At 67.0% G+C, this 25,325-nt stretch carries 25 protein-coding genes and 1 riboswitch; of the genes, 13 read left to right on the plus strand and 12 right to left on the minus strand.

Translation table 11 applies throughout. The features are described from left to right. Window positions 1-33 precede the first annotated feature (33 nt). The 7 genes from dapE to ACY34H_RS15055 form a co-directional block, all read right to left on the minus strand. Window positions 34-1,167 carry a succinyl-diaminopimelate desuccinylase gene (gene dapE, locus ACY34H_RS15025; RefSeq protein WP_464978276.1) on the minus strand — a complete coding sequence of 378 codons (1,134 nt, stop codon included), beginning with the start codon at window positions 1,165-1,167 and terminating at the stop codon, window positions 34-36. Then, window positions 1,164-1,523, minus strand: a complete 360-nt coding sequence (locus tag ACY34H_RS15030) for an ArsC family reductase (RefSeq protein WP_464978277.1) — start codon at window positions 1,521-1,523, stop codon at window positions 1,164-1,166. Before ACY34H_RS15030 ends, dapE begins: the two co-directional genes overlap by 4 nt. 98 nt (window positions 1,524-1,621) lie before the next feature. Further along, the gene (locus tag ACY34H_RS15035; protein WP_464978350.1) at window positions 1,622-2,758 is read right to left on the minus strand and encodes a PilT/PilU family type 4a pilus ATPase; all 1,137 of its coding nucleotides are present in this window, start codon (window positions 2,756-2,758) and stop codon (window positions 1,622-1,624) included. Between the two features lie 147 nt (window positions 2,759-2,905). Then, window positions 2,906-3,733, minus strand: coding sequence for a 2,3,4,5-tetrahydropyridine-2,6-dicarboxylate N-succinyltransferase (dapD, locus tag ACY34H_RS15040; RefSeq protein WP_464978278.1), 828 nt, complete (start codon window positions 3,731-3,733; stop codon window positions 2,906-2,908). Then, the gene (gene dapC, locus ACY34H_RS15045) at window positions 3,730-4,956 is read right to left on the minus strand and encodes a succinyldiaminopimelate transaminase (protein WP_464978279.1); all 1,227 of its coding nucleotides are present in this window, start codon (window positions 4,954-4,956) and stop codon (window positions 3,730-3,732) included. The genes dapD and dapC overlap by 4 nt, the downstream gene beginning before the upstream one ends. A 66-nt stretch (window positions 4,957-5,022) precedes the next feature. After that, a complete protein-coding gene (locus tag ACY34H_RS15050; RefSeq protein WP_464978280.1) occupies window positions 5,023-5,784 on the minus strand; it encodes a Mut7-C RNAse domain-containing protein in 762 nt (253 codons plus the stop codon). A gap of 8 nt (window positions 5,785-5,792) precedes the next feature. Then, window positions 5,793-6,194: a MerR family transcriptional regulator gene (locus tag ACY34H_RS15055; protein ID WP_464978281.1), complete on the minus strand. Its 402-nt coding sequence runs from the start codon at window positions 6,192-6,194 to the stop codon at window positions 5,793-5,795. Between the two features lie 79 nt (window positions 6,195-6,273). Between ACY34H_RS15055 and ACY34H_RS15060 the strand changes: the two genes are divergently transcribed. From ACY34H_RS15060 to ACY34H_RS15100, 9 genes are all read left to right on the plus strand, one after another. Further along, a complete protein-coding gene (locus ACY34H_RS15060; protein WP_464978282.1) occupies window positions 6,274-6,684 on the plus strand; it encodes a hypothetical protein in 411 nt (136 codons plus the stop codon). A 45-nt stretch (window positions 6,685-6,729) separates the two neighbouring features. After that, complete coding sequence (locus ACY34H_RS15065) at window positions 6,730-7,119, plus strand: VOC family protein (protein ID WP_464978283.1); 390 nt, start codon at window positions 6,730-6,732, stop codon at window positions 7,117-7,119. Window positions 7,120-7,202: 83 nt separating this feature from the next. After that, window positions 7,203-8,456 carry a DEAD/DEAH box helicase gene (locus ACY34H_RS15070; RefSeq protein WP_464978284.1) on the plus strand — a complete coding sequence of 418 codons (1,254 nt, stop codon included), beginning with the start codon at window positions 7,203-7,205 and terminating at the stop codon, window positions 8,454-8,456. Between the two features lie 453 nt (window positions 8,457-8,909). Then, window positions 8,910-9,914, plus strand: coding sequence for an ABC transporter substrate-binding protein (locus ACY34H_RS15075; RefSeq protein WP_464978285.1), 1,005 nt, complete (start codon window positions 8,910-8,912; stop codon window positions 9,912-9,914). Window positions 9,915-10,005: 91 nt separating this feature from the next. Next, on the plus strand, window positions 10,006-11,034 hold the full coding sequence (locus ACY34H_RS15080; RefSeq protein WP_464978286.1) for an aromatic ring-hydroxylating dioxygenase subunit alpha: 1,029 nt from the start codon (window positions 10,006-10,008) through the stop codon (window positions 11,032-11,034). Beyond that, entirely contained in the window at window positions 11,034-11,858 is an 825-nt protein-coding gene (locus ACY34H_RS15085; protein WP_464978351.1) for an ABC transporter ATP-binding protein, read from the plus strand. Before ACY34H_RS15080 ends, ACY34H_RS15085 begins: the two co-directional genes overlap by 1 nt. A gap of 12 nt (window positions 11,859-11,870) precedes the next feature. Next, window positions 11,871-12,665, plus strand: a complete 795-nt coding sequence (locus ACY34H_RS15090; RefSeq protein ID WP_464978287.1) for an ABC transporter permease — start codon at window positions 11,871-11,873, stop codon at window positions 12,663-12,665. Between the two features lie 2 nt (window positions 12,666-12,667). Continuing rightward, window positions 12,668-13,630: a PDR/VanB family oxidoreductase gene (locus ACY34H_RS15095; RefSeq protein WP_464978288.1), complete on the plus strand. Its 963-nt coding sequence runs from the start codon at window positions 12,668-12,670 to the stop codon at window positions 13,628-13,630. Window positions 13,631-13,643: 13 nt separating this feature from the next. Next, window positions 13,644-15,053 carry an amidohydrolase family protein gene (locus ACY34H_RS15100; RefSeq protein ID WP_464978289.1) on the plus strand — a complete coding sequence of 470 codons (1,410 nt, stop codon included), beginning with the start codon at window positions 13,644-13,646 and terminating at the stop codon, window positions 15,051-15,053. 235 nt (window positions 15,054-15,288) lie between these two features. On the opposite strand, the gene ACY34H_RS15105 is transcribed toward ACY34H_RS15100, so the two are convergent. Genes ACY34H_RS15105 through ACY34H_RS15120 form a run of 4 tightly spaced genes read right to left on the minus strand, consistent with a single transcriptional unit; the run spans window position 15,289 to window position 18,654 of the window. Further along, a complete protein-coding gene (locus ACY34H_RS15105) occupies window positions 15,289-15,948 on the minus strand; it encodes a hypothetical protein (RefSeq protein ID WP_464978290.1) in 660 nt (219 codons plus the stop codon). After that, window positions 15,945-16,913 (minus strand): MlaD family protein, encoded by a 969-nt coding sequence (locus tag ACY34H_RS15110; protein WP_464978291.1) that lies wholly within the window; start codon window positions 16,911-16,913, stop codon window positions 15,945-15,947. The genes ACY34H_RS15105 and ACY34H_RS15110 overlap by 4 nt, the downstream gene beginning before the upstream one ends. 17 nt (window positions 16,914-16,930) lie before the next feature. After that, window positions 16,931-17,764 carry an MlaE family ABC transporter permease gene (locus ACY34H_RS15115; protein ID WP_464978292.1) on the minus strand — a complete coding sequence of 278 codons (834 nt, stop codon included), beginning with the start codon at window positions 17,762-17,764 and terminating at the stop codon, window positions 16,931-16,933. A gap of 29 nt (window positions 17,765-17,793) precedes the next feature. Further along, the gene (locus ACY34H_RS15120; protein ID WP_464978293.1) at window positions 17,794-18,654 is read right to left on the minus strand and encodes a LysR family transcriptional regulator; all 861 of its coding nucleotides are present in this window, start codon (window positions 18,652-18,654) and stop codon (window positions 17,794-17,796) included. A 104-nt stretch (window positions 18,655-18,758) separates the two neighbouring features. On the opposite strand from ACY34H_RS15120, the gene ACY34H_RS15125 reads away from it, so the two are divergent. Continuing rightward, a complete protein-coding gene (locus ACY34H_RS15125; RefSeq protein ID WP_464978294.1) occupies window positions 18,759-20,114 on the plus strand; it encodes an MFS transporter in 1,356 nt (451 codons plus the stop codon). Between the two features lie 8 nt (window positions 20,115-20,122). On the opposite strand, the gene ribB is transcribed toward ACY34H_RS15125, so the two are convergent. Continuing rightward, window positions 20,123-20,770: a 3,4-dihydroxy-2-butanone-4-phosphate synthase gene (gene ribB, locus ACY34H_RS15130; RefSeq protein WP_464978295.1), complete on the minus strand. Its 648-nt coding sequence runs from the start codon at window positions 20,768-20,770 to the stop codon at window positions 20,123-20,125. 110 nt (window positions 20,771-20,880) lie between these two features. Continuing rightward, a riboswitch (FMN riboswitch) is annotated at window positions 20,881-21,031 on the minus strand. Between the two features lie 105 nt (window positions 21,032-21,136). On the opposite strand from ribB, the gene ACY34H_RS15135 reads away from it, so the two are divergent. The 3 genes from ACY34H_RS15135 (at window position 21,137) to ACY34H_RS15145 (ending at window position 25,295) form a co-directional block, all read left to right on the plus strand. Beyond that, on the plus strand, window positions 21,137-23,956 hold the full coding sequence (locus ACY34H_RS15135; protein WP_464978296.1) for a M16 family metallopeptidase: 2,820 nt from the start codon (window positions 21,137-21,139) through the stop codon (window positions 23,954-23,956). A gap of 376 nt (window positions 23,957-24,332) precedes the next feature. Next, window positions 24,333-24,608, plus strand: coding sequence for a hypothetical protein (locus ACY34H_RS15140; protein ID WP_464978297.1), 276 nt, complete (start codon window positions 24,333-24,335; stop codon window positions 24,606-24,608). 153 nt (window positions 24,609-24,761) lie between these two features. Beyond that, entirely contained in the window at window positions 24,762-25,295 is a 534-nt protein-coding gene (locus ACY34H_RS15145; RefSeq protein ID WP_464978298.1) for an SRPBCC family protein, read from the plus strand. The last annotated feature ends 30 nt before the right edge of the window (window positions 25,296-25,325 follow it).

Below are 25,325 nucleotides of genomic sequence, written 5' to 3' on the forward strand. Positions count from 1 at the left end.
CGTTCCTTTACGCGGGGAGCTCAGGCAAGCAGATCAGGTGAGTAAATTCGCCAGCGTGCGCCGGTAGATGTTCTTCAGCGGATCGATGAAGCGCACCTCGACATGCTCGTCGATCTTGTGGATGCTGCCGTTCGGCGGGCCGAATTCGATCACCTGCGGGCAGATCTGCGCGATGAAGCGGCCATCCGACGTGCCGCCCGTCGTCGACAGTTCCGTGTCGATGCCGGTCTCGCCCTTGATCGCGTCGCAGAGTGCCGTCGACAGCGTGCCGCGCGGCGTCAGGAACGGGTAGCCGGAAATGGTCCATTTCAGGTCGTACTCGAGGCCGTGCCGGTCGAGGATCGCATGCACGCGCTGCTGCAGGCCCTCTGCCGTGCTGGCGGTCGAGAAGCGGAAATTGAAGTCGATCACCATCTGGCCAGGAATCACGTTGTTCGCGCCGGTGCCGGCCTTCACGTTCGACATCTGCCACGACGTGGGCAGGTAGTACTCGTTGCCCTCGTCCCACACTTCGGCCACCAGGTCCGCCAGCGCCGGTGCGGCCTGGTGGATCGGGTTCCTGGCCAGCTGCGGATAGGCGATGTGGCCCTGGATGCCCTTGATGGTCAGGCAGCCGGACATCGAACCGCGGCGGCCGTTCTTGATCATGTCGCCCAGCACGGCACTCGACGTGGGTTCGCCGACCACGCAGTAATCGATCGCTTCGCCGCGTTCCTTCAGCTTGTTGCAGACGATGACGGTGCCATCGGTGGCCGGGCCTTCCTCGTCGCTGGTCAGCAGGAAGGCGATCGAACCCTTGTGATCGGGATGGGCGGCGATGAATTCCTCGCAGGCCACCACCATCGCGGCGATCGACGTCTTCATGTCCGCCGCGCCACGGCCATACAGCTTGCCGTCGCGGATCGTGGGGAAGAATGGCTCCGACGTCCATTGCTCGACGGGGCCGGTCGGCACCACGTCGGTGTGGCCGGCGAACACGAACACGGGCTGTTCAGTGCCGCGGCGCGCCCACAGGTTCGTCACGTCGCCCGAAACGATCGTCTCGCAGCGGAAACCGAGCGGCTCGAGCAATTCGATCAGCTGCTGCTGGCAGCCTTTGTCCTCGGGAGTGACGGAAGAACGGCCGATCAGTTTTTCAGTCAGCGCGAGGGTACGGGATTCGGTCATTGGTCTTGTTTCGTAAAGATCTGTTGGTACTGTTCCGGCTTGAAGCCCACGTGGCAAGCCTCGGCCGTGCACAGCACGGGGCGCTTGATCACCGACGGGTTCTCCAGCATCAGCGCGGTGGCGCTGGCCGCGTCCGTCACGGCGGCCTTGCGATCGTCGGCCAGGCCGCGCCACGTCGTGCCTTTTTTATTGACGAGGATTTCCCAGTCCACGTGCTTCAGCCAGTGCTGCACGGTGGTCGCGTCGAGGCCCTGCTTCTTGAAATCGTGGAAGGTGAAATCCTGTTGCTGGCCGGCCAGCCAGACGCGGGCTTTTTTCACCGTGTCGCAGTTGGGGATGCCGTAGAGTGTGATCATGGGTATTCGGGAGGGCGCGCGCCGGCGGGCGCCGGCTAAAGTGCGCCATTATAGCCGCAAGGACTGGCGGCGTAGCCGCCTCGGGCGGCCCGGTCGGCTCAAGTATTGAGCGTGAACTCGGTAAAGGACGCCTCGGCCATGGGCTTCGGCTCCGGATCGCTGGCTTGCCGGCTGTCCGGCCCATTGTTCAGCAGCCACAACAGGTTGGTCGCCGAATCGGCATTGGCCAGCGCTTCTTCCTGCGTGATGCGGCCTTCCTGTACCAGCTTGTACAGCGCCTGCTCGAACGACTGCGAGCCGGGCGACAGGCTGCGGTCCAGCGCTTCCTTGATCTGCCCGATTTCGCCTTTTTCCATCAGATCGGACACGTAGCGCGTATTCACCATCACCTCGACGGCCGGTGTGCGCGTGCCGCCGCCGCTCGAGCGGACCAGCCGCTGCGACACGATGGCGCGGATCGTCGACGACAGATCCTGCAGCAGCGCGGGGCGATTCTCGATCGGATAGAAACTGATGATGCGGTTCAGCGCGTTGTAGCTGTTGTTGGCATGGAGCGTGGCCAGCACCAGGTGGCCGGACTGCGCGTAGGCCAGCGCGGCGGCCATCGTCTCGCGGTCGCGGATCTCGCCGATCAGGATGCAGTCCGGTGCCTGGCGCATCGAATTCTTCAGCGCGGTCGCGAAATCCTTCGCGTCGCTGCCGATCTCGCGCTGGTTGACGATCGCCTTCTTGTTCTTGAACAGGTACTCGATTGGATCTTCCAGCGTGAGGATGTGGCCGGAGCGCAGTTCGTTGCGGTGGTCCAGCATCGCCGCGATCGTGGTCGATTTTCCTGAACCGGTGGAACCCACCACCAGCATCAGGCCGCGCTTCTCCATGATCAGTTCGGCCAGGATCGGCGGCAAACTGAGTTCGTCAAGAGCGGGGATATTGGCCGGCACGTAGCGGAACACGGCGGAAATCGTACCGCGCTGGCGGAACGCCGACAGGCGGAAACGGCCAAGGCTGGGCACGGAAATGCCCATGTTCAGTTCATTGCTGCGCGCCAGTTCGCGGATCTGCTCCGTGGAGCAGATCTCGGCCAGCAGCGCATCGATGTTTTCCGGTTCCAGCTTCTGCTGGTTGACCGGAATGAGATTGCCGTTGATTTTCAGGTGCACCGGCGAATTCACGGCGAAGAACATGTCCGACGCGTTCTTCTCTTTCATCAGCTGGAAAAGCCGTTCCATCATGATGCATACCTCGATGAACTTTGGGAATGCTCTGGTATAAGTCCGGAAAACCGTAGCGAGCGGCGGCAGTTCGGGTCGAGGCGCGCAGCCGTACGTAGGTACGGCGAGCACCGCAGGCCCGAAATGCAACGCGCAGTAGGTTTAACGGGCTTATACCCCGCGCAGCAGTTCGTTGATGCCGGTCTTCGCGCGCGTCTGCGCGTCGACGCGCTTGACGATCACCGCGCAGTACAGGCTGTACTTGCCGTCGGCCGACGGCAGCGAGCCCGATACCACCACGGAGCCGGACGGGATGCGGCCGTAGCTGACTTCGCCGGTGGCGCGGTCGTAGATCTTGGTCGACTGGCCGATGTACACGCCCATCGAGATGACCGAGTTCTCTTCGACGATCACGCCTTCGACGATCTCCGAACGGGCACCGATGAAGCAGTTGTCCTCGATGATCGTCGGGTTGGCCTGCATCGGCTCCAGCACGCCGCCGATGCCCACGCCGCCGGACAGGTGCACATTCTTGCCGATCTGCGCGCACGAACCGACCGTTGCCCAGGTATCGACCATCGCGCCTTCGTCCACATAGGCGCCGATGTTCACGTAGGAAGGCATCAGCACCACGTTCTTGCCGATGAACGAACCACGGCGCGCCACGGCTGGCGGCACCACGCGGAAGCCGCCCTTGGCGAAATCTTCCGGCGTGTAATTGGCGAACTTGGTCGGCACCTTGTCGTAGAACTGCATGGTGCCGTCCGATGGCATCACCACGTTGTTCTCGAGGCGGAACGACAGCAGCACGGCCTTCTTGATCCACTGGTTGACCACCCAGGTGCCGGTGTCCTTCTGCGCCACGCGCAGGCTGCCGTTGTCCAGGCCGGCCAGTACGTGGTTGACCGCGTCGCGCACTTCGGCGCTGGCGTTCGACGGGTTGATCTCGGCGCGGTTATCCCATGCCTGTTCGATGATTTGCTGGAGTTGTTGAGTCATGATGCGTCTTCAGTAGTGAGGGATTTGCAGAACTGCACGATGCGCTGCGCGGCTTCCAGCCCTTCGGCCGTTTCCGCCACGAGCGCCATGCGGATGCGATTGCGGCCTGGATTCGTGCCATGCGCTTCGCGCGCCAGGTAGCTGCCCGGCAGGACCGTGACATTATATTCGGCGTACAGGCGCCGTGCGAACTCGGTGTCCGACAGGCCGGTGCGGCTGACGTCGGCCCACAGGTAGAAGCCGGCGTCCGGCAGTGCCACGTCGAGCACTTCGGCCAGCAGCGGCGTGATGGCATCGAATTTCGCGCGGTATTGCGCGCGGTTTTCCGCGACGTGGGACTCGTCGTTCCACGCCGCGATCGATGCGGCCTGCACCGGCGGGCTCATGGCACCGCCGTGGTAGGTACGGTACAGCAGGAATTTCTTCAGCACGTCCGCGTCGCCGGCCACGAAGCCCGAGCGCAGGCCCGGCACGTTCGAGCGCTTCGACAGGCTGGAAAAGACCACCAGCCGCGCATACGGCCTGTCAACCGTGGACAGGCCCAGCATGTGGGCCGCCTGCAGCGCGCCCAGCGGCGGCTCGTCGCCATGGTAGATCTCGGAATAGCACTCGTCGGCGGCGATGATGAAGTCATGGCGCTCGGACAGGGCAAACAGGTTTTCCCAGTCCGTCAGCGACAGCACGGCGCCGGTCGGGTTGCCGGGCGAGCACAGGTACAGCAACTGCACGCGCGCCCACACGTCGGCGGGCACGCTGTCGTAGTCGCAGCCGAAGTTGCGCGCCGCGTCCGAGTTGACGAAATACGGCTCGGCGCCGGCCAGGAACGCGGCACCTTCGTAGATCTGGTAGAACGGGTTCGGGCACACCACGAGCGCATCCGCGGCGGGATCGATGACCGCCTGCGCGAACGCGAACAGCGCTTCGCGCGAGCCGTTCACCGGCAATACTTGCGTGGCCGGGTTCAGCGGCGGCAGGCCATAGCGGCGCTCCAGCCATGCGGCGATCGTGCCGCGCAGCGCTTCGGTGCCGATGGTAGCCGGATAGACGGCCAGGCCGGACAGGCTGTCGGCCAGCGCTTCGCAAATGAACTTCGGGGTAGGGTGTTTCGGTTCGCCGATGCCCAGGCTGATGGCGCGGTGGGCCGGGTCCGGCTTCACGCCGTCGAACAGAAGGCGCAGTTTTTCAAACGGATAAGGGTGCAGCTTGTCGAGTAATGGATTCACGTAGGATCTCAAAAAGGCGCACGTCTGTGCGTGTTTTCTGGTGATGCATGAACGGTCAGCCGGCCATTATAGCCCGCGTGCCGCTGGTGCGCCCGGCGCCGGCGGCGGCCCGGCCGGGTGACCGCACCGTACGCCGTCCAGCAGCGCGCGCATGCGCCGCCAGTGCGAGCCCTGCCAGAACACGCCGCCGCAGCGCGGGCAGCCCAGGAACGTGTCCTGGCTGTCCCGCACCGAGGGCGGCAGCCGGTCCAGTACATCCTCCCTGGCGCGCGGCCGCAGCGGCACATTGCAGGCCAGGCACAGCGAGAACGGCCGCATCGTGTCCCGCAGGCCGAAGCGTGCCACCACCTCGCGCAACTGCTGCTCCGGCTTCAGCGCGCGCACATAGCAGCCGCGCAGCACGCCGCGGCGCTTCAGCAGTTCCCGGTCGCGCGTCAGCGCGATGCGCCCGCCATGTTCCGCGAAGGCTTCCACTTCGCCGTCGCCGATGTCGTTGTCGTACAGCGTATCGAAGCCGGCCATCCGCAGCAGCCGGGCCAGCCCGCCCAAGTGGGCATCGGCCACGAAGCGCGCTTCGTCCGGCGCCAGCACCACCGGCGGCGCAGGCGGCACCACGACATCGTCGCCGTCCTCCAGCAGCAGGTCGAGCGGGGCAGGGTGGCCGTTGACGCGCACCGCGCCCACTTCCGTGTGCGGCACGCCCAGCGCCTCGACCATGTGCTTGACGGTGGCGGCGCGCGCGCATGGCGTGGCCTGCGCATGCCCGCGCTGGACGCGCGGCAGGAAAAAGTCCAGCGCCGGGTCGAAGCGGAAGGTGGCGGTGACCATGGATGGCGTCAGGTGCCGGTCTGAGCGCTGTCGGCCGTCGTGGCAACCCCGGTCGCGGGCCGCAGCGGGCAGTCGATTGCCTCATCGAGCCGGGCGGCCAGGTCCGCGCGCAGGGCCGCCAGGCCGCCGATGCGCCGGTCGATCTCGGCCAGCTTGGCGCGCAGCGCGGCGCGGATCGCGTCGGACGATGCGCCGGGATCGGCCAGCAGCGGCAGGTCCGCCTCGATCTCGGCCAAGGTGAAGCCCAGCGACTGCGCGGTGCGGATATAGCTCAGCCATTGCACCGCCTCGGGCGGGTAGTCGCGGTAACCGTTGCCGCTGCGGCGCGCGGCCAGCAGGCCGCGTTTTTCATAGAAGCGCAGCGTATCCCGGCTGATGCCGGTCGCCTGCGCGATGTCGCCGATCCTCATCACGCTCCCTGGAGAAAATGCTTGACCCTGGAGTGTACTCCAGCCCTCAGGATGCATTCACGACCAATGAGGAGCCGCCATGTACGCCACCACCTATTCACGCATCGTCCGCGCCGGCGGATTCTACGACCTGCTCGTCACCGCGCCGTTCGCCACGCCATGGACGTTCGCCCTGTTGCACGGCCACCTTTCCGCCATCAACGTGGCGCTGGGCGGTGCGCCCTTGCCCGCCTTCGCACCCCTGCACATGCTGTTCGCCTGCCTGATGGGCACGGTGGTGCTGCTGTGGTCCATCCTGCGCATCGGCGACCCGCAACCCCGCTTCGGCCGCTACGACGGCATCGGCCGTTTCGGTTTCAGCCTGTGGATGGCCTGGACGCTGGCGCAGACGGGCATGCCCATGCTGTGGCTGTTCATCGTCCCCGAACTGGCATGGGGCATCGTCCAGTGGCTGCCGGTGCGCCGGATGGGAAACGGACCGCGCGGCTGAGCTGCCCGGTGCTATCCTGTGCCCTCAACTTCACGGGAGACGTCCATGCAAGCGCAACCCCTGATCGCCGTGTCCGACGTGGCGGCCGCCAGCCGCTGGTACCAGGCCGTATTGGGCTGCAAGAGTGCCCACGGCGGCAACGAGTATGAACAATTGACGTTCGACGGCCGCATGATCCTGCAGCTGCACCGCTGGGATGCGCACCACCATGCGCACATCGGCGATCCGGAATGCCGGCCATACGGCAATGGCGTGCTGCTGTGGTTCTGGACCGACGATTTCGACGATGCCGTCGACCGGGCCGCCGATGCGAAGGCCGCGGTGCTGGAAGGCCCGAAGGAAAACCGCAATGCGCAGCACCGCGAGATCTGGCTGCGCGACCCGGACGGCTATGTGGTCGTCATCGCCGGGCCTTACGGCGACGTGGGCATGTAGGCAGCACGGCGAACCCGCGCGCGGCGGCCGCGCTGGCCGCGTGCTTTATACTGCGCGCTCATTCACCTGCCCGTACCCCCCCCATGTCCTTCGCTTCCCTGGGCCTCGCGCCCGCCCTGCTCGATGCCGTGGCCGCCATCGGCTACGACACCCCGACCGCCATCCAGTCGGCCGCCATTCCCGCCGCGCTGCAGGGGAGGGATGTGCTGGGCGCGGCGCAGACCGGGTCCGGCAAGACGGCGGCGTTCGCGCTGCCGATGCTGCACGCGCTGCTGGCGCGGCAGGGCACCCGCCGGGGCCTGCATGGCCTGGTGCTGGTGCCCACGCGCGAACTGGCCGCCCAGGTGGGCGACGCGATCCGCGCGCTGGTGCAGCACCTGCCGTCCACGATCAAGGTGTCGATCGCGTTCGGCGGCGTGTCGATCAACCCGCAGATGATGGCGCTGCGCGGCGGTACCGACATCATCGTCGCCACGCCGGGCCGCCTGCTCGACCTGGCACGCCATAACGCCGTCAAGCTCGACGGCGTCGCCGCGCTGGTGCTGGACGAGGCCGACAAGCTGCTGGATATGGGCTTTGCCGACGAGATCGCGGAAATCCTCGCGCTGCTGCCGGCCCGGCGCCAGAACCTGTTCTTCTCCGCCACGTTCCCTTCCGCCGTCCAGTCGCTCGCCGCGTCGCTGCTGCACGATCCGGTGCGCGCACAGGTGGCAAGCGAGGCCGCGCACGAGCCGGATATCGCCCAGCGCGCCATCGAAGTGGAGGCGCCGCGCCGGGTGCAACTGCTCAGGCACCTGATCAGGGAGCATGGCTGGCAACAGGTGCTGGTATTCGTCGCCACCAAGTACGCATCGGAGCACGTGGCCGACAAGCTGCGCCGCGGCGGCGTGGCGGCCGAAACCTTCCACGGCGACTTCAGCCAGGGCACGCGTACCGAGGTGCTGGCCGATTTCAAGGCCGGCCGCATGACCGTGCTGGTCGCCACCGACGTGGCCGCGCGCGGCATCGACATCGCGCGGCTGCCGGTCGTCGTCAATTTCGACCTGCCGCGCGCCGCGGCCGACTACACGCACCGCATCGGCCGCACCGGCCGCGCGGGCGCCAGCGGCACGGCCGTCAGCTTCATCACGCCGGACGCCGAGGCGCATTTCCGGCTGATCGAAAAGCGGCAGGGCAGGCGCGTGCCGCGCGAGCGCATCGCCGGCTTCGAGCCGTCGGAAGCTGCCGTCCACGTCACGGCAAACGCGCCTGCGGCCGATCCGAACGGCGGCATCAAGGGCAAGCGCAAGAGCAAGAAGGACAAGCTGCGCGAAGCCGCCGTCAAGCAGGCGTCATAGGCTGCACAATAAGCTGCACAATAAGCTGCACAATAACGAAGCGCGTCATCCGCGCTGGTGCCGCAGTGCGCCACGTTGGTGCAGCGTAGTTCGCAACAGGCCCCCTCGGGTCGACAATGCGCACACTGCGCGCTGGCACGGCGTTTGCATAACCTGTTGTATGAGTAGAAGCGGCTAGTGTTTTCCGGCGACGCAATGTCGCCAATGAAAACATGGGGCATTGCTCTTGTGGACACGTCCCTGACGGGATGTGCATCTGGTTTTTTACAGACCTCAAGAGAGAACGCCATGCCGTATCGTTTCATCAGTCCCATTCGCATGATCCGCCGCGGCCGCGCGGCGTTCCTCCCGGTTTCATTTCCCCGCAATGCAATGCCGCGCATGCCCTTCCTCCGGCAGGCCGGCTGCATCCCGCATTGCGTCCCTCAGCCTTTCCAACCCCAGAGAGTGCCCATGAAATCCATCCCAGTCCCGCAACCGGCGCGCCGCGCCGCGCTGGCCTTCTGCCTCGTCACCGCCTTCGGCGCCATCGCCGGCAACGCCGCCGCCGCCGACAAGGTCACCTTCCTCACCTCCTGGTATGCCCAGGCCGAACATGGCGGCTTCTATCAGGCCGTGGCCGAAGGCATCTACCGCAAGCACGGCCTCGACGTCACCATCCGGATGGGTGGCCCGCAGGTGAACGGCATGCAGCTGCTGGCCACCGGCCAGGCCGACTTCTTCATGGGCTACGACCTGCAGGTACTGAAAAGCGTGGAGCAGGGCATTCCCGCCACCACCGTCGCGGCCAGTTTCCAGACCGATGCGCAAGGCATGATGACGCACACCGACGTCAAGGGGCTGGCGGGCCTGAAGAACGGCAAGACGGTACTGGTATCGACCTCGGGCCGCACCACCTGGTGGCCGTGGCTGAAGGCCAAGTACGGCCTCACCGAGGCGCAGGGCCGCCCCTATACGTTCAACCTGCAGCCCTTCCTGGCCGATCCCGATTTCGCCCAGCAGGCCTACCCGTCGTCCGAACTGTTCCAGGCCGCCAAGGCCGGCGCGAAGACCAACTTCTACCTGTTCGCCAACGACGGCTACCCGCCCTACGGCACCACCGTGGTCGCGATGCAGAAGCTGGTCAAGGAAAAGCCCGACCTGGTCGCCCGCTTCGTGCGCGCATCGATGGAAGGCTGGAAGAGCTACCTGGCCAACCCGGCGCCGGCCAATGCGCTGATCAAGAAGGAAAACCCGAACATGAAGGACGACCAGCTGGCCTATGCCGTCGGGAAGCTGAAGGAATACAGCTTCGTCACGGGCGGCGATGCGGCGCAGCAGGGTATCGGCACGATGACCGATGCGCGCTGGCAGCGCACCTATGAATTCATGGTATCGGCCGGCCTGCTGAAGAAGGAAACCGACTGGAAGCAGGCCTACACCACGCAGTTCGTCAGGGACCTGAAAGTGATGCCCTGACCCGCGGTCCACCGCAACACAGCAATAACGTGATACCGGGCGAAGGCGACCATTCCGGCACGCCGGCCAAGCTTAGTAACAGGAGTCAACCATGCTCGTCACCCAACAAAAAGTCCTGCGTAAATTCTGGTACGCGCTGATGCCGATGTCCGCGCTGGATGCCGGACCGCAGCCGTTTACGCTGCTGGGCGAGAACATCGTCGTGTGGAAGGGCGCGGACGGGAAGCCGGCCGCGCTGCGCGACCGCTGCTGCCACCGGACCGCGAAGCTGTCGAAGGGCTTCGTCGAGAACGGCAACATCGTCTGCGGCTACCACGGCTGGACCTATGACTGTTCCGGCACCTGCGTGCGCATCCCGCAAAGTCCCGACTCGAGCATACCTGCCGGCGCGCGTGTGACGGCCTACCACTGCGACGAGCGCTACGGCTATGTATGGGTGGCGCTGGAAGATCCGCTGCAGCCGATCCCTTACTTCCCCGAAGAGGGAGCGCCCGGCTATCGCCGCATCCTGCAGTTCTACGAAGAATGGAAGACGTCGCCGCTGCGCGTGATGGAAAATTCGTTCGACAATTCGCACTTCAGCTTCGTGCACAAGGCGAACTTCGGCATGATCGACAACCCGGTGCCGGCCAAGTACGAGTTCCGGCCGAACGACTGGGGTTTCGAGGCTGAGACCCATGTACCGGTGCGCAACCCGGAGGCGAGCTTCCGCATCACCGGCACCACCGAGCCGGTCACCGAGCGGCACCTGACCAACCGCTGGTACATGCCGTTCTCGCGGCGCTTTGGCTGCGTGTACCCGGCGTCGGGCATCCATCACATCATCTACAACTGCGCCACGCCGATCGACGATGGCAGGCTGATGCTGGTGCAATGGCTGTACCGCAACGACAGCGAGGAAGCCTGCTCGACGCAGGAACTGATCGACTGGGACCGGCCGATCACGTCGGAAGACCGCGACATCCTGGAAGCCACCGATCCCGATGCCTGCGTCGACACGCGGCGCCGCGTCGAGTTCCACATGGAGTCCGACAAGCCGGGCCTGATGATGCGCCGCATGCTGATGGACCTCTTGAGCCGGCATGGCGAGAGCGAAGTGCACAACCCGCCGGAGGCATGATGAAACGCGACGACGATCCACTGCTGGCGCCCGCTGCGCCCGCGGCTTCCCCGGAGCCGGCGGTGCTGTACGCCAACGGCGTGGAAAAAACCTACCCGAACGGCACCCACGCGCTGGACCCGGTGAAGCTGCGCATCGGGCGTGGCGAATTCGTGTCGCTGCTGGGCCCATCCGGCTGCGGCAAGAGCACGCTGCTCAAGATGTTCGCCGGGCTGGAAAGCCCGTCGGCCGGCCACGTGCGCTGGTGGGGCGAGGGCATGGCCACCGTCGACACGCCCGGCCGCACGCTGGCGATGGTGTTCCAGGAAGCGACGCTGATGCCCTGGGCGAAGGTGCTCGACAACGTGCGGCTGCCGCTCGACCTGAAAGGCGTGCCGCGCGACCAGGCGATGCCGCGCGTCGAGCAGGCCCTCGATCTGGTCGGCCTGGCGAAGTTCGGCCACGTCTATCCGCGCGAACTGTCCGGCGGCATGCAGATGCGCGCGTCGATCGCCCGTGCACTGGCCACGGAGCCGAACCTGCTGCTGATGGACGAGCCGTTCGGCGCGCTGGACGAATTCACCCGCAACCGGCTCGATGCCGACCTGCGCGACCTGTGGGCCCGGCGCGACCTGACCGTGGTGTTCGTCACGCACAGCATCTACGAGGCCGTGTACCTGTCGTCGCGCGTGGTGGTGATGGCGGCGCGGCCCGGCCGGGTGATCGCCGACGTGCCGATCGACGGGCCGCGCGTGCGCGACGACGAGTTCCGCATCTCGCCCCGATTCATGGCTTATTGCAAGCAGCTGTCCGACCTGCTGGTCGAGGCCAACGGCCATCACTGAAGGAGACCCGCCATGCTGGAAAAACCCCTGATCGACGATGCGCGCGTACGCCGCGCACTGGCGCCGCTGGCGCTCGGCCTGCTGCTGCTGGCGGTGTGGCAGGCAGTCTGCGTGACGCTGCAGGTGCCGGTCTACCTGGTACCGTCGCCGGCCGCCATCGCCGGCACGCTGTTGGAAGACTGGTCGCTGCTGTTCGATGCGCTGCTCGTTACCCTGCGCATCACGTTCTTCGCGTTCGCGCTGGCCACCGTGGTCGGCGTGGCCGTGGCGTTCCTGTTCGTGCAAAGCAAGCTGCTGGAAGCCTGCCTGTTCCCGTACGCGATCCTGCTGCAGGTCACCCCCGTCGTGGCGATCGCGCCGCTGATCATCATCTGGGTCAAGACGCCGGCGGCCGCGCTGACGATCTGCGCCACGATGATGGCCGTGTTCCCGATCATCTCGAACACGGTGCTGGGCCTGCGCAGCGTGAATCCCGGCCTGCTGAACCTGTTCCGGCTGAACCGCGCCACGCGCTGGCAGGTATTGGTCCGGCTGCGCGTGCCCAGCGCCTTGCCCAGCTTCTTCGGCGGCCTGCGCATCGCCAGCGGACTGGCGCTGATCGGCGCGGTCGTCGCCGAATTCGTCGCCGGCACTGGTGGCAGCAGCACCGGGCTGGCGTACCAGATCCTGCAGGCCGGCTTCGAGCTGAACATTCCGCGGCTGTTCGCGGCGCTGTTCATGATCACCGTCACCGGCGTGCTGCTGTTCGCGCTGATGTCGGCGCTGGCGCGCGTCTCGCTGAAGCACTGGCATGAAAGCGAGGCCTAGGCATGAGCAGGACCTTCATTGTGCGGGTAGCCCGCAAATGGCGCGAGGCCGAACGCGTGCACGCCTTCGAACTGCACGATCCGGACGGCGCGGCACTGCCATCGTTCACGGCCGGAGCCCACGTCGACGTCCACCTGCCGGGTGGACTGGTGCGCCAGTACTCGCTGTGCAACGACCCGCGCGACACAGCACGCTACGTGATCGCCGTGCTGCGGCAGGACGGCGCCGGGTCGCAGGCGATGCATGCGCTGGAGGAGGGCGCGCTCGTCACCATCGGCGCGCCGCGCAACCACTTCGAGCTCGATGCCGGGGCGCGGCGCTCGCTGCTGATCGCGGGCGGTATCGGCATCACGCCATTACTGTCGATGGCGGAACGACTGAACATACTCGACCGGCAGTTCGCCCTGCATTATTGTGTGCGTTCGATGGGTGCCGCAGCGTTTGCCGGGAGCCTGCGCGAGGCGCCGTACCAGCACTGCGTGCACCTGCATGCCGACGATGGCCCCGTGTCGCAGCGCTTCGATCTGCCGGCGCTGCTGGCCGGTGCCGGGACGGAGACACACCTGTATGTGTGCGGGCCGGCCGGCTTCATCGCGATGGTGAAGCAGGCGGCACTGGCGCACGGCGTGGCGGCGCAGCGCATCCATGTCGAGCACTTCGCCAATGCCAACACGGTGATGGACGGGTCGTCGTCGCCGTCCACGTTCCAGGTGCGGGTGGCCAGTACCGGCAGGACGATTGCCGTGCCGGCCGGGCAGAGCGTCGTCGACTGCCTGGCGGAGCATGGCGTGGCGATTCCGGTCTCGTGCCGGCAGGGCGTGTGCGGCAGCTGCCTCACCACCGTGCTGGAAGGTGAACCGGATCACCAGGATTGCTACCTCACCGATACCGAACGGGCGCTGGGCGACCGTTTCCTGCCATGCTGCTCGCGTTCCCGGACGCCGCTGCTGGTACTGGACCTTTGAAGGAGAAGAACCGATGAGCGATTTACTGATCAGGAATGCAGCGGCCATCGTCACCGGCCTGGCTGGCGAGGCGGCGCGCCACCGCGGCCCGGACATCCGCGTCGCGAACGGCCGCATCGCCGCGCTGGGCCGGCTCGATCCGCTGCCCGGCGAACGCGTGGTCGACGCCAGCGGCTGCGTGGTCTATCCGGCGTGGGTGAACACGCACCACCATCTGTTCCAGTCGCTGCTGAAGGGCGACGCGGCCGGCATCGACCTGCCGCTGACGGCGTGGCTGGCCGCCACCCCCTACCGTTTCCGCGCGGCGTTCGACGAACAGCTGTTCCGCCTGGCGGCGCGCATCGGACTCGTCGAACTGCTGCGTTCCGGCTGTACCACGGTGGCCGACCACAACTACCTGTACTGGCCCGGCATGCCGTTCGACGGCTCGGCGATCCTGTTCGAGGAGGCGGAGCGGCTGGGCATGCGCTTCGTGCTGTGCCGCGGCGGCGCCACCCAGACGCGCCAGCTGGAAGCGGAGCTGCCGGCCTGCCTGCGGCCGGAAACGCTGGACGGCTACCTGGCCGACATGGAGCGCATCGCGCGGCGCTGGCACGATCCGGCGCCGGACGCGATGCGCCGCGTCGTGATGGCGCCGACCACGCCGCTGTACTCCATGGCGCCGTCCGAGCTGCGCACCGTGGCGGCCGAGGCACGGCGGCTGGGCATCCGGCTGCACAGCCACCTGTCGGAAACCGTCGAGTACCAGAATGCCGCGCATGGCAAATACAACACCACGCCGGTGCGTTTCGCCGCCGAACAGGACTGGCTGGGCAGCGACGTCTGGTTCGCCCACCTCGTCAAGCTGGACGACGAGGAAATCGCGCTGCTGGGCGCCACCGGCACCGGCGTCGCGCACTGCCCGCAGAGCAACGGGCGCCTCGGCAGCGGCATCGCGCCGATCCGCCAGCTGGAAGCGGCCGGCGCCGCGATCTCGATCGGCGTCGACGGCGCCGCGTCGAACGAGGCGGCCGACATGATCTCCGAAACGCACGCCGCGTGGCTGATGCAGCGCGCACGCGGCGGGCAGGATGCGCGGCCCACGCACCGCGGCGGCAGCTTCGAGGGCGGCGCCGACGCCGCCACCGTCGAGGATGTCGTACGCTGGGGCACCAGCGGCGGCGCGCGGGTGCTCGGCCTCGATGGCCTGGGCACGCTCGAAGTGGGCATGGCCGCCGACATCGCCGTCTACTCGCTCGACGACCCGCGCTACTTCGGGCTGCACGACATCGCCATCGGCCCCGTCGCCTCGGGCGGCCGCCCCGCGGTGCGGCTGCTCACCGTGGCCGGCAAGCCCGTCGTCGAACACGACGCCATCCCCAACCTCGACCTGCGCGAACTCGCCGCCAACGCCCGCACCGCCGTCGCCAGACTGCTGCGCTAGTGTTGTAAAAATTCGGGGACAGTCCCTGGTGTTGTAAAACGATCAGAGTGTTGCCTGAAACCGGGGTCTGACCCCGATTTCAGGCAAGTATTTCCAAAATTCGGGGTCAGACCCCGGTTTTCGGAAATTCGCCGCCGTTTGCGTCGCTGTCATCAGGCTGCTCCGCCAATGCCTAAGGGGCATGCCGAGATATGTTGCCTGAAACTGGGGTCTGACCCCGGTTTCAGGCAATTTTTTAGCGGGGCTGGCCTTCGACCAGCCCGATGCGCCGGCGGATGCGGGTGGCTTCGCCGGTGTCGCCGGCCTTGTCGGCGCGCAGGGCCTGCACGTTCAGCCAGGCGAGCAACGGGCGGCGCCAGCCCTGGTCGGAGGACGTGGCGATGGCCTGGGCGATCAGCTCGGGCGTGGCGCGGTTGGCCTTGAACAGGGCACCGGAGGCGACCAGTTGCGACAGCGGGTCGGCGATGCCTTTCACGGCCGCGGCGGCGGCGCTGTCGGACGCGGCGGCCAGCACGGCGCGCTGCGGTTCGGGCAGCAGCGGCGCGTCCGAAGGCTGTGCGGCGCCGGCGAGGTAGGCGGCGTACGCGCTATCGGCCGGCGTGGCATCGGCGCGCAGCGCGGCGAAGCCGGTGCATTCGTCGAACACCAGCGCGGCGGTGCGCGCGGCGCAGCGGATCAGTTCGGCGCGGATCAGCAGGTCGACCTTGCCGGTGGCGGCGATGTCGTCGCGGGCATGCGCGAATTCGTTCCGTTCGACGAGGTCGCGGCCGGCCATGTAGGCGGCAGTGGACCGTTCCAGCGCGCTTTGCGCATTCATCTTCCAGTCGGGAACGGGCGGTCCGCCGCTGCAGGCGGCCAGGAACACGGGGAAGGCCAGGATGAGGTAAGGCTTCATGGCAGCTTGATCTCCGCTTCGCGCTTGAACGGCCATTTGCGGTTGATCTCGTTGACGAGCTGCTCGATCTTGCGCAGGTTGGCGTCGACATCGGCGCGCAGCGCGCCCAGGTCCTCGGTGGCCACGCGGGCATTCTTGCCGACCGCCTGCGCTTCCTCCAGCACCGCATCCAGCTTCTTCATGCTGGCGCGCGCATCGGCCAGCAAGCCGTCCAGCTGCACGATCGCGGCCTGCGCATCGCTGGCCACGCCCTTGTCGCCGAACACCTTGCTGTCGGCATTGCCCACCAGCCGGTCGGCGCGCACGATCAGCGAATTGGCGTTGGCCAGCAGTTCGCGCGCCTTGCGGTCTTCGCCGGCGATGAGCCCCATCGCGCCGCCCGGGCCGTTCAGCTTCTCGGTCACGCCCTGCACGTTGGCCAGGCTCTGCCCGAGCGACGAATCGGCGGCGGTCAGCGCTGTCACGTTGGTCAGGATGTCGCGCGCGGCGGACAGCAGCCGCGGAATCTCGGCCGCCACGTCGCCCACCAGTAACGCCCGCTCGGCATTGTCCGGCAGGGGCGGATCGGTCGGGATGCCGGTGAACGCGCGCAGTTTCGCGCCGCCGACGATGCCTTTTTCCAAGGTGAAGATGCTGCTCGAGCGCAGCCAGTGCGCATCCTTCTCGGGCACGTCGACCAGCACGCGGGCCTTGCCCTCGCGCGACAGTTCGATGCTGCGCACGCGGCCGATGGGGAAGCCGGCGAACGTCACGTCCATGCCGACGGCGACACCCTCGGAATCGTCGGCCGTCAATACCAGCCGCTGCGTGGGCTCGAACGCGCCGCGCGCATACAGCAGGTACAGGCCGGCGCCGGCGATCAGCGCCACCATCAGGATCAGCAGCAGTGCCGCCTTGATCTCGGCGTTGCGTACCGGTGCCGGTTCCGAAGGGGCGGCCGGGGCGTTGGAAGAAGTGTCAGTCATGGGTCAGTCGAATCGGTTCAGTAGTAATTGCCCATCAGGGAAGCGGCTTCGATCAGCAGGATCACGGAAAACATCCGCACCATGTCCGCCAGCCCGTGCGTGGAACGCAGCCGCGCGGCGAACGGGTTGGCCGCCGCGTCGTAGTACGAGGACGCCAGCGGGATGATGCCGACCGCCAGCGAGAAAAAGAAGATCTTCATCGCCAGGATCAGCGCCACGGCCGGGTTGAAGATCTGCCCGACCACGCGCGTATAGCCCGGCAGTGCATACGGGGTGAAACCGTAGATGATCAGGTAGGCCAGTACCAGCGTGAGGATGCAGCTGACGGCGGCCAGCAGCCACACGGCGAAGATGCCGGCGGAGGCGCGCGGATAGAATTCGCGGCGCAGCGACTCGCCCGGATCGGCGGCCGGGCCGGCCGATCCCGCCGGTGCCGCCGCGGCCGCGGCGAGCCGCCGCTGGGCGAATTCGACGCTGGCCGGCAGCGTGCTGCGCAGCGCCACGAACAGCGCCGCCGTCAGCGGAATCAGCTCCAGCACCAGTACGCGCACCACCATCTCCAGCGCGTAGCCTGACAGGCCGTACGAGGTGGCGGTAACGACGACGATGCGGATGATGACGAGACTGATCAGCGCCGACAGTACGCAAAACCACAGCAGGTTCGGCGCGGTGCCGAGCACCAGGTGGCTGGCCAGCGCGCGGTGGTTGTCGCGGCGGTAGGTGGACGGCGCGGCGCCGCGCGCCAGGATCAGCGCGGCGAACTGCAGCAGGCGCCACCAGCTGGTGAGCCAGATCATCGTGGCGCGGTGCAGCCGCGCCAGCGACGGGAACAGTGATACATGGGTGGACATATTGCGATCTTATCATCCCGCCAGGGTGGTCAAGGCACGGAAGCAACGATCGCATCGGCCACGGCGCGCACCCGCGCGCTGCGATGCAGGTCGCCGTGCATCACCAGGTACATGTCGTACTGGTGCGCGCGGTCCGGGAAGATGCGCACCAGCCGTGCGTCCTGGTCCGCCATGTGCACCGGTAGCTCGGCGATGCCGATGCCGGCGCGCGCCGCCTCCATCAGCATCAGCCCCGTGTTGACCTCCAGCGCGACGCGAGCGCCTGCCACCGGCATGCCGGCCACGTGGGTGGCCTGCCGCGGCGCCACCGAGGCATGGTAGATGACGAGGTCATGGCCAGCCAGCCCGGTCTCGGCCAACGGCATGCCGCGCCTGCGCAGGTAGGCCTTGCTGGCGTACAGGCCGGAGGTTCGCCGCGCCAGGTGACGCGACACGAGATTCGGGTCGGTGGGCTTCAGCGTGCGCACGGCCAGGTCGGCTTCGCGGCGCGTCAGGTTGGTCACCGCCGTCGTCACGTGCAGCACCACGCGGATGTCCGGGTGCTCGGCATGCAGCGTGCGGATCGCATCCATCACGAAGTTCTGCGCCATCGTATCGGTGGTGGCGACCCGCACGGTGCCGGACAGCCGGTTGTCGATGCCCTGCATTTCCCGCTCGAGCTGGTGGGCCGCCTGCTCCATCCGTTCGGCCGGCCGCGCCGCCATCTCGCCGGCCGGCGTGGGCACGTAGCCGGAGGGCGTGCGCAGGAACAGCCTGGCATTCAGCGCGGCCTCCATCGCGGCCAGCCGCCGGCCGGCCGTCGCCTGGTCGATACCGAGTTGCGCGGCGGCCCCGCGCAGCGTGCCGGCGCGATAAATGCCGAGGAAGATGCGGGCGTCGTCCCAGTCCATGCGTGCTCCAGCCATGCAAATTTGCATCAGAGCGCCGATGGTATGCATGTTTACTGCATCGGGCAAGGGGCTTAACCTTCCGGCATTGTCCAGGAGGAGGCACCATGCTGCTGTTTACCCTTGCCATCGGTTTCGTGATGGCGATGATCGACGTGACTGCCGTGAACACGGCCCTGTCCGATATTTCCGCCGATCTTGGCGTGCCGCTGGAAGGGCTGGTCTGGGTCGTCGACGCCTATACGCTGACGTTTGCCGCGCTGCTGCTGGCGGGCGGCGCGCTGGCCGACCGCTACGGCGCGAAACGGGCCTACCAGGGCGGCCTGGCGGTATTCGTGCTGGGTTCCGTGCTGTGCGCCCTGGCGCCGTCCGGTGCCGCACTGGTGGCGGCGCGCCTGCTGCAGGGCAGCGGTGCCGCGCTGTTCATGCCCAGTTCCCTGGCGCTGCTGACGCATGCCGAGGATGATCCGCAACGCCGCGCCAGGATGTTCGCCGGGTGGGCCGCGATCGTCAGCGCGGCGGCCACCATCGGCCCGGTGGCCGGCGGGCTGCTGGTGGAATCGTTCGGCTGGCGCAGCATCTTCTGGCTGAACCTGCCGCTTGGCCTGCTGGGCATCGCGCTGGCCCAGGCCAGGGCGCCATCCCCACGAGGGCAGGCCCGCGCGCTGGGCATGCTGAGCCACGGCCTCGGCGCCGGCGCGCTGGCGGCGCTGGCCTTCGTGCTGATCGAAGGGCCGGTGCTGGGCTGGTCATCGGCGCCGGTGCTCGGCGCGCTTGCCGCGGCGGCGGTGCTGGCAGTCATGCTGATCCAACGCGAGCGGGATGCCGCGCAGCCCATCCTGCCGCGCGCGCTGTACGGCATCGCGCCATTCCGCGCCGCCGTGCTGACGGGCATGCTGATCAATGTCGGTACGTTCGGCCACATGTTCGTGGTCAGCCTGTGGATGCAGGGCGTCCACGGCAGCGGGGCGCTCGGCACCGGGCTGGCGATCCTGCCGATGACGGCCGGGGCGGGCGTGGGCAATGTACTGTCCGGCCGGGCCGTGGCCAGGCATGGCGCGCGGCTGCCGCTGTTGACGGGAATGGGGGGAGGCGCCGTCGCGGCGCTGCTGCTGGCGCAGGCCGGCGCGGACACGCCGCCATGGCTGGTGATCGGCGGCGGCACGCTGATGTTCCTGGCGGTCGGCTACGCGATTCCCGCCATGACGGCGACCGTGATGGGCGCCGGCGGCAAGGACAACGCCAGCGCCGCCGGGGCGGCCCTGAACGCCAGCCGCCAGATCGGCGCGCTGCTCGGGGTGGCGGCGGCCGGCACCATCCTGCATACGGTGCCGGCCTGGGGGACGCGGCTGGCCATCGTCTATGTGGCCATCGCGGCGGCCTATGCACTGGCCTGCGTCGCCATTTTCCGCCATGTCCAGCCGCTCGCCGCCGGCTCGCTGGCGGCCGGCGCGGTGGAATAAACCGGCTGTCAGCCGTGCAGCTTGCGCCAGGCGATCATCTCGGCGATCGTCAGGATCGGCATGCCGTGCTGCGCGGCGAAGCGTTCGATGGCGTCGCCGCGCATCATCGTGCCGTCCGGATTCATCAGCTCGCACAGCACGGCGGCCGGCGCCAGGCCGGCCATGGTCGCCAGGTCCACCGAACCCTCGGTATGGCCGGCGCGGGCCAGCACGCCGCCCGGCGTGGCGCGCAGCGGGAACACATGGCCGGGGCGCACCAGGTCGTGCGGCTGCGCGCCCGGCGCGGTGGCGGCGCGGATCGTGGTGACGCGGTCGGCGGCCGACACGCCGGTGGTCACGCCATGCCGCGCCTCGATCGACACGGTGAACGGCGTGCCGTAGCGGCTGCCGTTCTCGCTGGCCATCGGCGGCAGTTCCAGGTCGCGCACGCGGTCGGCCGTCAGGCACAGGCAGACGATGCCGCTGCATTCGCGGATCATCAGCGCCATCGTCGGCACGGTGAGCCGGTCGCACGCGACGATCAGGTCGGCCTCGTTTTCGCGGTCGAAATCGTCGAGCAGGATGACGGGCACGCCGGCACGCATGGCCGCGAGCGCCGCGCCGATGCGGTCCTGCAGGTGATGGGAAGTAGGGGATTGAAGTTCTTGGACAGACATTGAAACGCTCCTCGCAATGGCGAAAAACGCTCCAGGGCAAAGCGAACACGCACGCACCCGCCACGCGCGGAGCGACAGGCACCCGACGCGTGCAGGCATGCACGTGCAACGCACATCTTCTTTCATCCGGACTATACCGTCGGCCCCGGCTTCTCACCGGATCTGCTGACCCCGCGATGATGAAATCACCACAGGCGCTCGCGGGCTCGGCTTGACAGCCATACCGCCGGTGGGGAATTTCACCCCGCCCCGAAGACGTAGATTAACAGTAGGCCCGGCCGCGGCTTGCGGCGGGCGCGGCGATTGTAGCAGAGCGTTCCGGTTCTGGTGTATCGTGGCGCTTCGCCCACCCGACCGCACCCCTCCATGAAGTTGAGTTCATTCAAGCTTGCCACCGCCGCCGCGCTGCTCGGCGCTTCCCTGCTGGCCCACGCCGCGCCGCTGCCGGCGCCCGGCGACACATTGCCGGTGGCGCCGCATGTCAAGGTCGGCAGGCTGCCCAACGGCCTTACCTACTATATCCAGAAGAACGCGCGGCCGGAGAAGCGGCTCGAGCTGCGGCTCGTCGTCAAGGCCGGTTCGATCCTGGAGGATGAAGACCAGCTGGGCCTGGCGCACTTCACCGAGCACATGGCGTTCAACGGTTCCACGCACTTCAAGCGCCACGAACTGGTGTCGTACCTGCAGTCGATCGGCGTCAAGTTCGGGCGCGACCTGAACGCGTACACCAGCTTCGACCAGACCGTCTACATGCTGCCGATCCCGACCGATTCGAAGGAAGCTGTCGAAAAAGGTTTCCTCGTGCTGGAGGATTGGGCGAGCGGCATCACGTTCAACGACGAGGACATCGAGAGCGAGCGCGGCATCGTGCTCGAGGAGCTGCGCATGGGCAAGGGGGCCAACGACCGGATGAACCAGGTCCTGTATCCCAAGCTGTTCAACGGCTCGCGCTATGCCGAGCGCCTGCCGATCGGCAAGGCCGACGTGCTGCGCACCTTCAAGCCGGAGGCGATCAGGCGCTTCTACCGCGACTGGTACCGGCCCGACCTGATGGCCGTGATGGTGGTCGGCGACATCGATCCGGCCGAGGCGGAAAAGCTGGTCAAGGCGCATTTCGGCAAGCTGAAGAATCCGGAGAATGCGCGTCCGCGCGAGTATGCCGTGATCCCCGAGCGCAAGGCCGACGAGGGCCTCGTGATCACCGACCGCGAAGCCCCGGCCGACGTGCTGTATATCCGCTATCCGATCGTGCCGCATCCGGAAGATCCAACATACGCCGGCTATCGCCGCGACCTGGTCGAAAAGCTGTACGGCGCGATGCTGAGCCAGCGCATGATGGAACTGACGCAGCAGGCCGACCCGCCCTTCATCCAGGGCGGCAGCGGCATGGGCAAGGTGGTGCGCGGCTACCGTTCGTTTGCCGTCTCGGCGCTGCTGGGCAAGGGCGGCCACGTACCGGCGATCAATGCGCTGGTGCAGGAAGACGAGCGCGCGCGGCAGTTCGGCTTCACCGCGTCGGAGCTGGACCGCGCCAAGAAAACCATGCTGCGCAACTACGAGCGCATGTACGCCGAGCGCGACAAGTCCGATTCGTCCGCTTTCGTGGCCGAGTACATCCGCAATTTCCTCGAGGGCGAGCCGATTCCCGGTATCCAGAACGAATATGCGTATGCGCAGGCGCTGGTACCCGGCATCACGCTGGAAGAAGTCAACGCCGCGGTACGCGCGGCCATTCCGTCGGACGACAAGAAGCTGGTGATCCTGATGGGCGCCCTGAAGGACCGCGCGGCGCCCACCGGCACCGAATTGCTGGCCGCCGTCGACCAGGCGCACCGGCAGACCGTGACCGCCCGCGAGGACAAGGCCTATGCCAGCAGCCTGCTGGACAAGCCGCCGGCACCTGGCAGCATCGTGGCCGAGCAGGAAAACAAGGCGCTCGGGACCACCGAGCTGACCTTGTCGAACGGCGTGAAGGTGGTGCTGAAACCCACCGATTTCCGCAACGACCAGGTGCTGATGAGCGCCGTGCGTTTCGGCGGCCAGTCGCTGTTCGGCGACGAGGATATCTTCAACGCCCGCTATGCCAGCGTGCTGGCCGCGCAGATGGGGGCGCTGAACTACTCGCCGGCGGACCTGCAGAAGGTCCTGGCCGGCAAGAGCGTGAGCGCCGGCGTGACGATGTCCGACCTGTCCGACAACGTGGCCGGCAGCGCCGGCAGTGCGGATATCGAGACGCTGCTGCAGCTGACCCACGTGAAGCTCACGCAGCCGCGCCGCGACGAAGTACTGTTCAATTCCTTCATCGCCCGCCAGCGCGACATGGCGCGCAACGCGCTGGCGCGCCCGGAAGCGGAATTCGTCGATACGGTGCGCTCCACCCTGTTCGGCGGCCATCCGCGCGTGGCGCGCACGCCCCGGCCGGAAGACTTCGACAAGGTGCAGCTCGACCGCGTGCAGCAGATCTATCGCGAGCGCTTTTCCAGCGCCAGGGACATGACGTTCTACTTCGTCGGCAGTTTCGACACCGCGAAGCTGAAACCGCTGCTGGCCACCTACCTGGCAACGCTGCCGACGCCGGATATCCCGGTCGCCTTCCGCGATACCGGCGTGCGGCCGGTGCGCGGCGTGGTCAGGAAGGAGGTGCGCCGCGGCGCGGAGCCCAAGAGCAATGTCTCGATCACGTTTACAGGCGATGCCGCGTTCTCGCAGGCCGAGCAGCTGCGCATGCAGGCGCTCGTCGAAGTCCTGAACCTCAAGCTGACCGAAGTGCTGCGCGAACAGCTCGGCCTGATCTACGGCGGCGGTGCCAGCGGCGGCGTCACCAAGCTGCCTTATCCAAACTATTCGGTGTCGCTGGCGCTGCCTTGCGGGCCGGAGAACGTCGACAAGGTCATCGCGGCCGCGTTCGCGGAAATCCGCAAGCTGCAGCAGAACGGCCCGGCAGCGGCCGACCTGGCGAAGGTCAAGCAGAACTGGCTGACCAGCCATCGGCGCGCGCTGCGCGAGAACGGCTTCTGGATGTCCCAGTTGCAAGCTGCGCAACTGAACGGCTTCCCGCCGGAGTCCATCCTGGGCTTCGAGGCACGCGCCGCGGCCGTGATGCCGGCGGACGTGCAGGCCGCCGCGCAACGCTACTTCGACTTCGACAATTACGTGCAGGTCGTACTGTACCCAGAAGCAAAATAAGCCCCGCCGCGGCACCGCCCGCCGCGGCTTTCTTCCCCCAGCCATTCCACCTCCGGCGTGCCTTCCGGCACGCCGGGGGCATGCGCTATTCCTGGCGTCGTTTTATCGCCGCGGTACCGAGATAATGTGTGAGATTTTCCTCGATTCTTTGCTGTATTATCGAATCGATCGATGCATTATTTTCAGGTGCACTTGTGCTCCTTGGTCGGCATATGCCAAGTAGCTGATTCCATGATGTTTTCAACTATCGAAATAACATTTGTGGCTGCGCGCCTCGCTCGAGGAAATATTATGGGTTTATCTGATGCATCGTTCGTTTTATCGTTAATCAAAACGGCTATCGGCTGAGCTTCTGAATATCGGCAGGGAGGGGATAATGATCGGCATTCCTTATGTGACACTTGCCCTGGCGATGCTTGCCGGCCTGCTGGCAGTGATGCTCTCCGTGATGAGCTCGCCGAAGTACCTGGCCGTATTCGTGCTCACGATCGCTTCCGGACTGCTGGCCGCTGCCAGCACGGTGCACTTTTGCCGCACCAGGTCGCCGCTGATGTTCGCGGCACTGCTGCCGGGCCTGTTCGGCGTGTATGCGGTGATCGACGTGTTCACCCGGCTGGTGGCTGGTGTGCGCCTGCTGGATCTGCTGAGCTGAGCTGCCCGGCCGGGGTGTTGCCAGGCCACTGGCCGGGCCGCCGAAGCGGGTTCCGGCTGGCCTGGCGGAACCGCGCGTGAACGCGGCGCGGAACCCCGTGCGCTCTGTGCTAGCCTTGACCCATCGCGCCAAGCGCATCGCTTCGAGGCCGCCATGGGGAAGAGGTTACTGCTCGCCGTCGTCATCATCGCCGCTGTCGTCAGCGGGCTCGCACTGATGCAGCCCGATACGTTCCGGATCGAACGCCACGCCCTGATCAAGGCGCCGCCGGAGCGCGTGTTCGCCTACCTGAACGACTTCCGCCAATGGCCCGCGTGGTCGCCGTGGGAGCGCTTCGATCCGGCGATGCAGCGCGCCTACAGCGGGGCGCCGCGCGGCGCGGGCGCGATCTACACGTGGAGCGGCAACGAAGACGTGGGGCAGGGCCGGATGGAGATCGTCGACAGCGCGCCGCCGAAGTCGATCGACATCCGGCTCGATTTCGTCCAGCCGTTCGAATCGCACAACCAGGTGCGCTTCGTGCTGACGCCCCGTCCTGACGGCACCGAAGTCAGCTGGGCGATGTCCGGCAACCGGCCGTTCGTGATGAAACTGGTCGAAGTGTTCACCAGCGTCGAAGACATGGCCGGCCCCGACTTCGAGCAGGGCCTGGCACAGCTGAAGGAAGCGGCCGAGGCGCCCCGCTGACGATTGCCGCACCATGGCATGATGCCGTTT

Source organism: Pseudoduganella sp. jia 9, assembly GCF_055502615.1.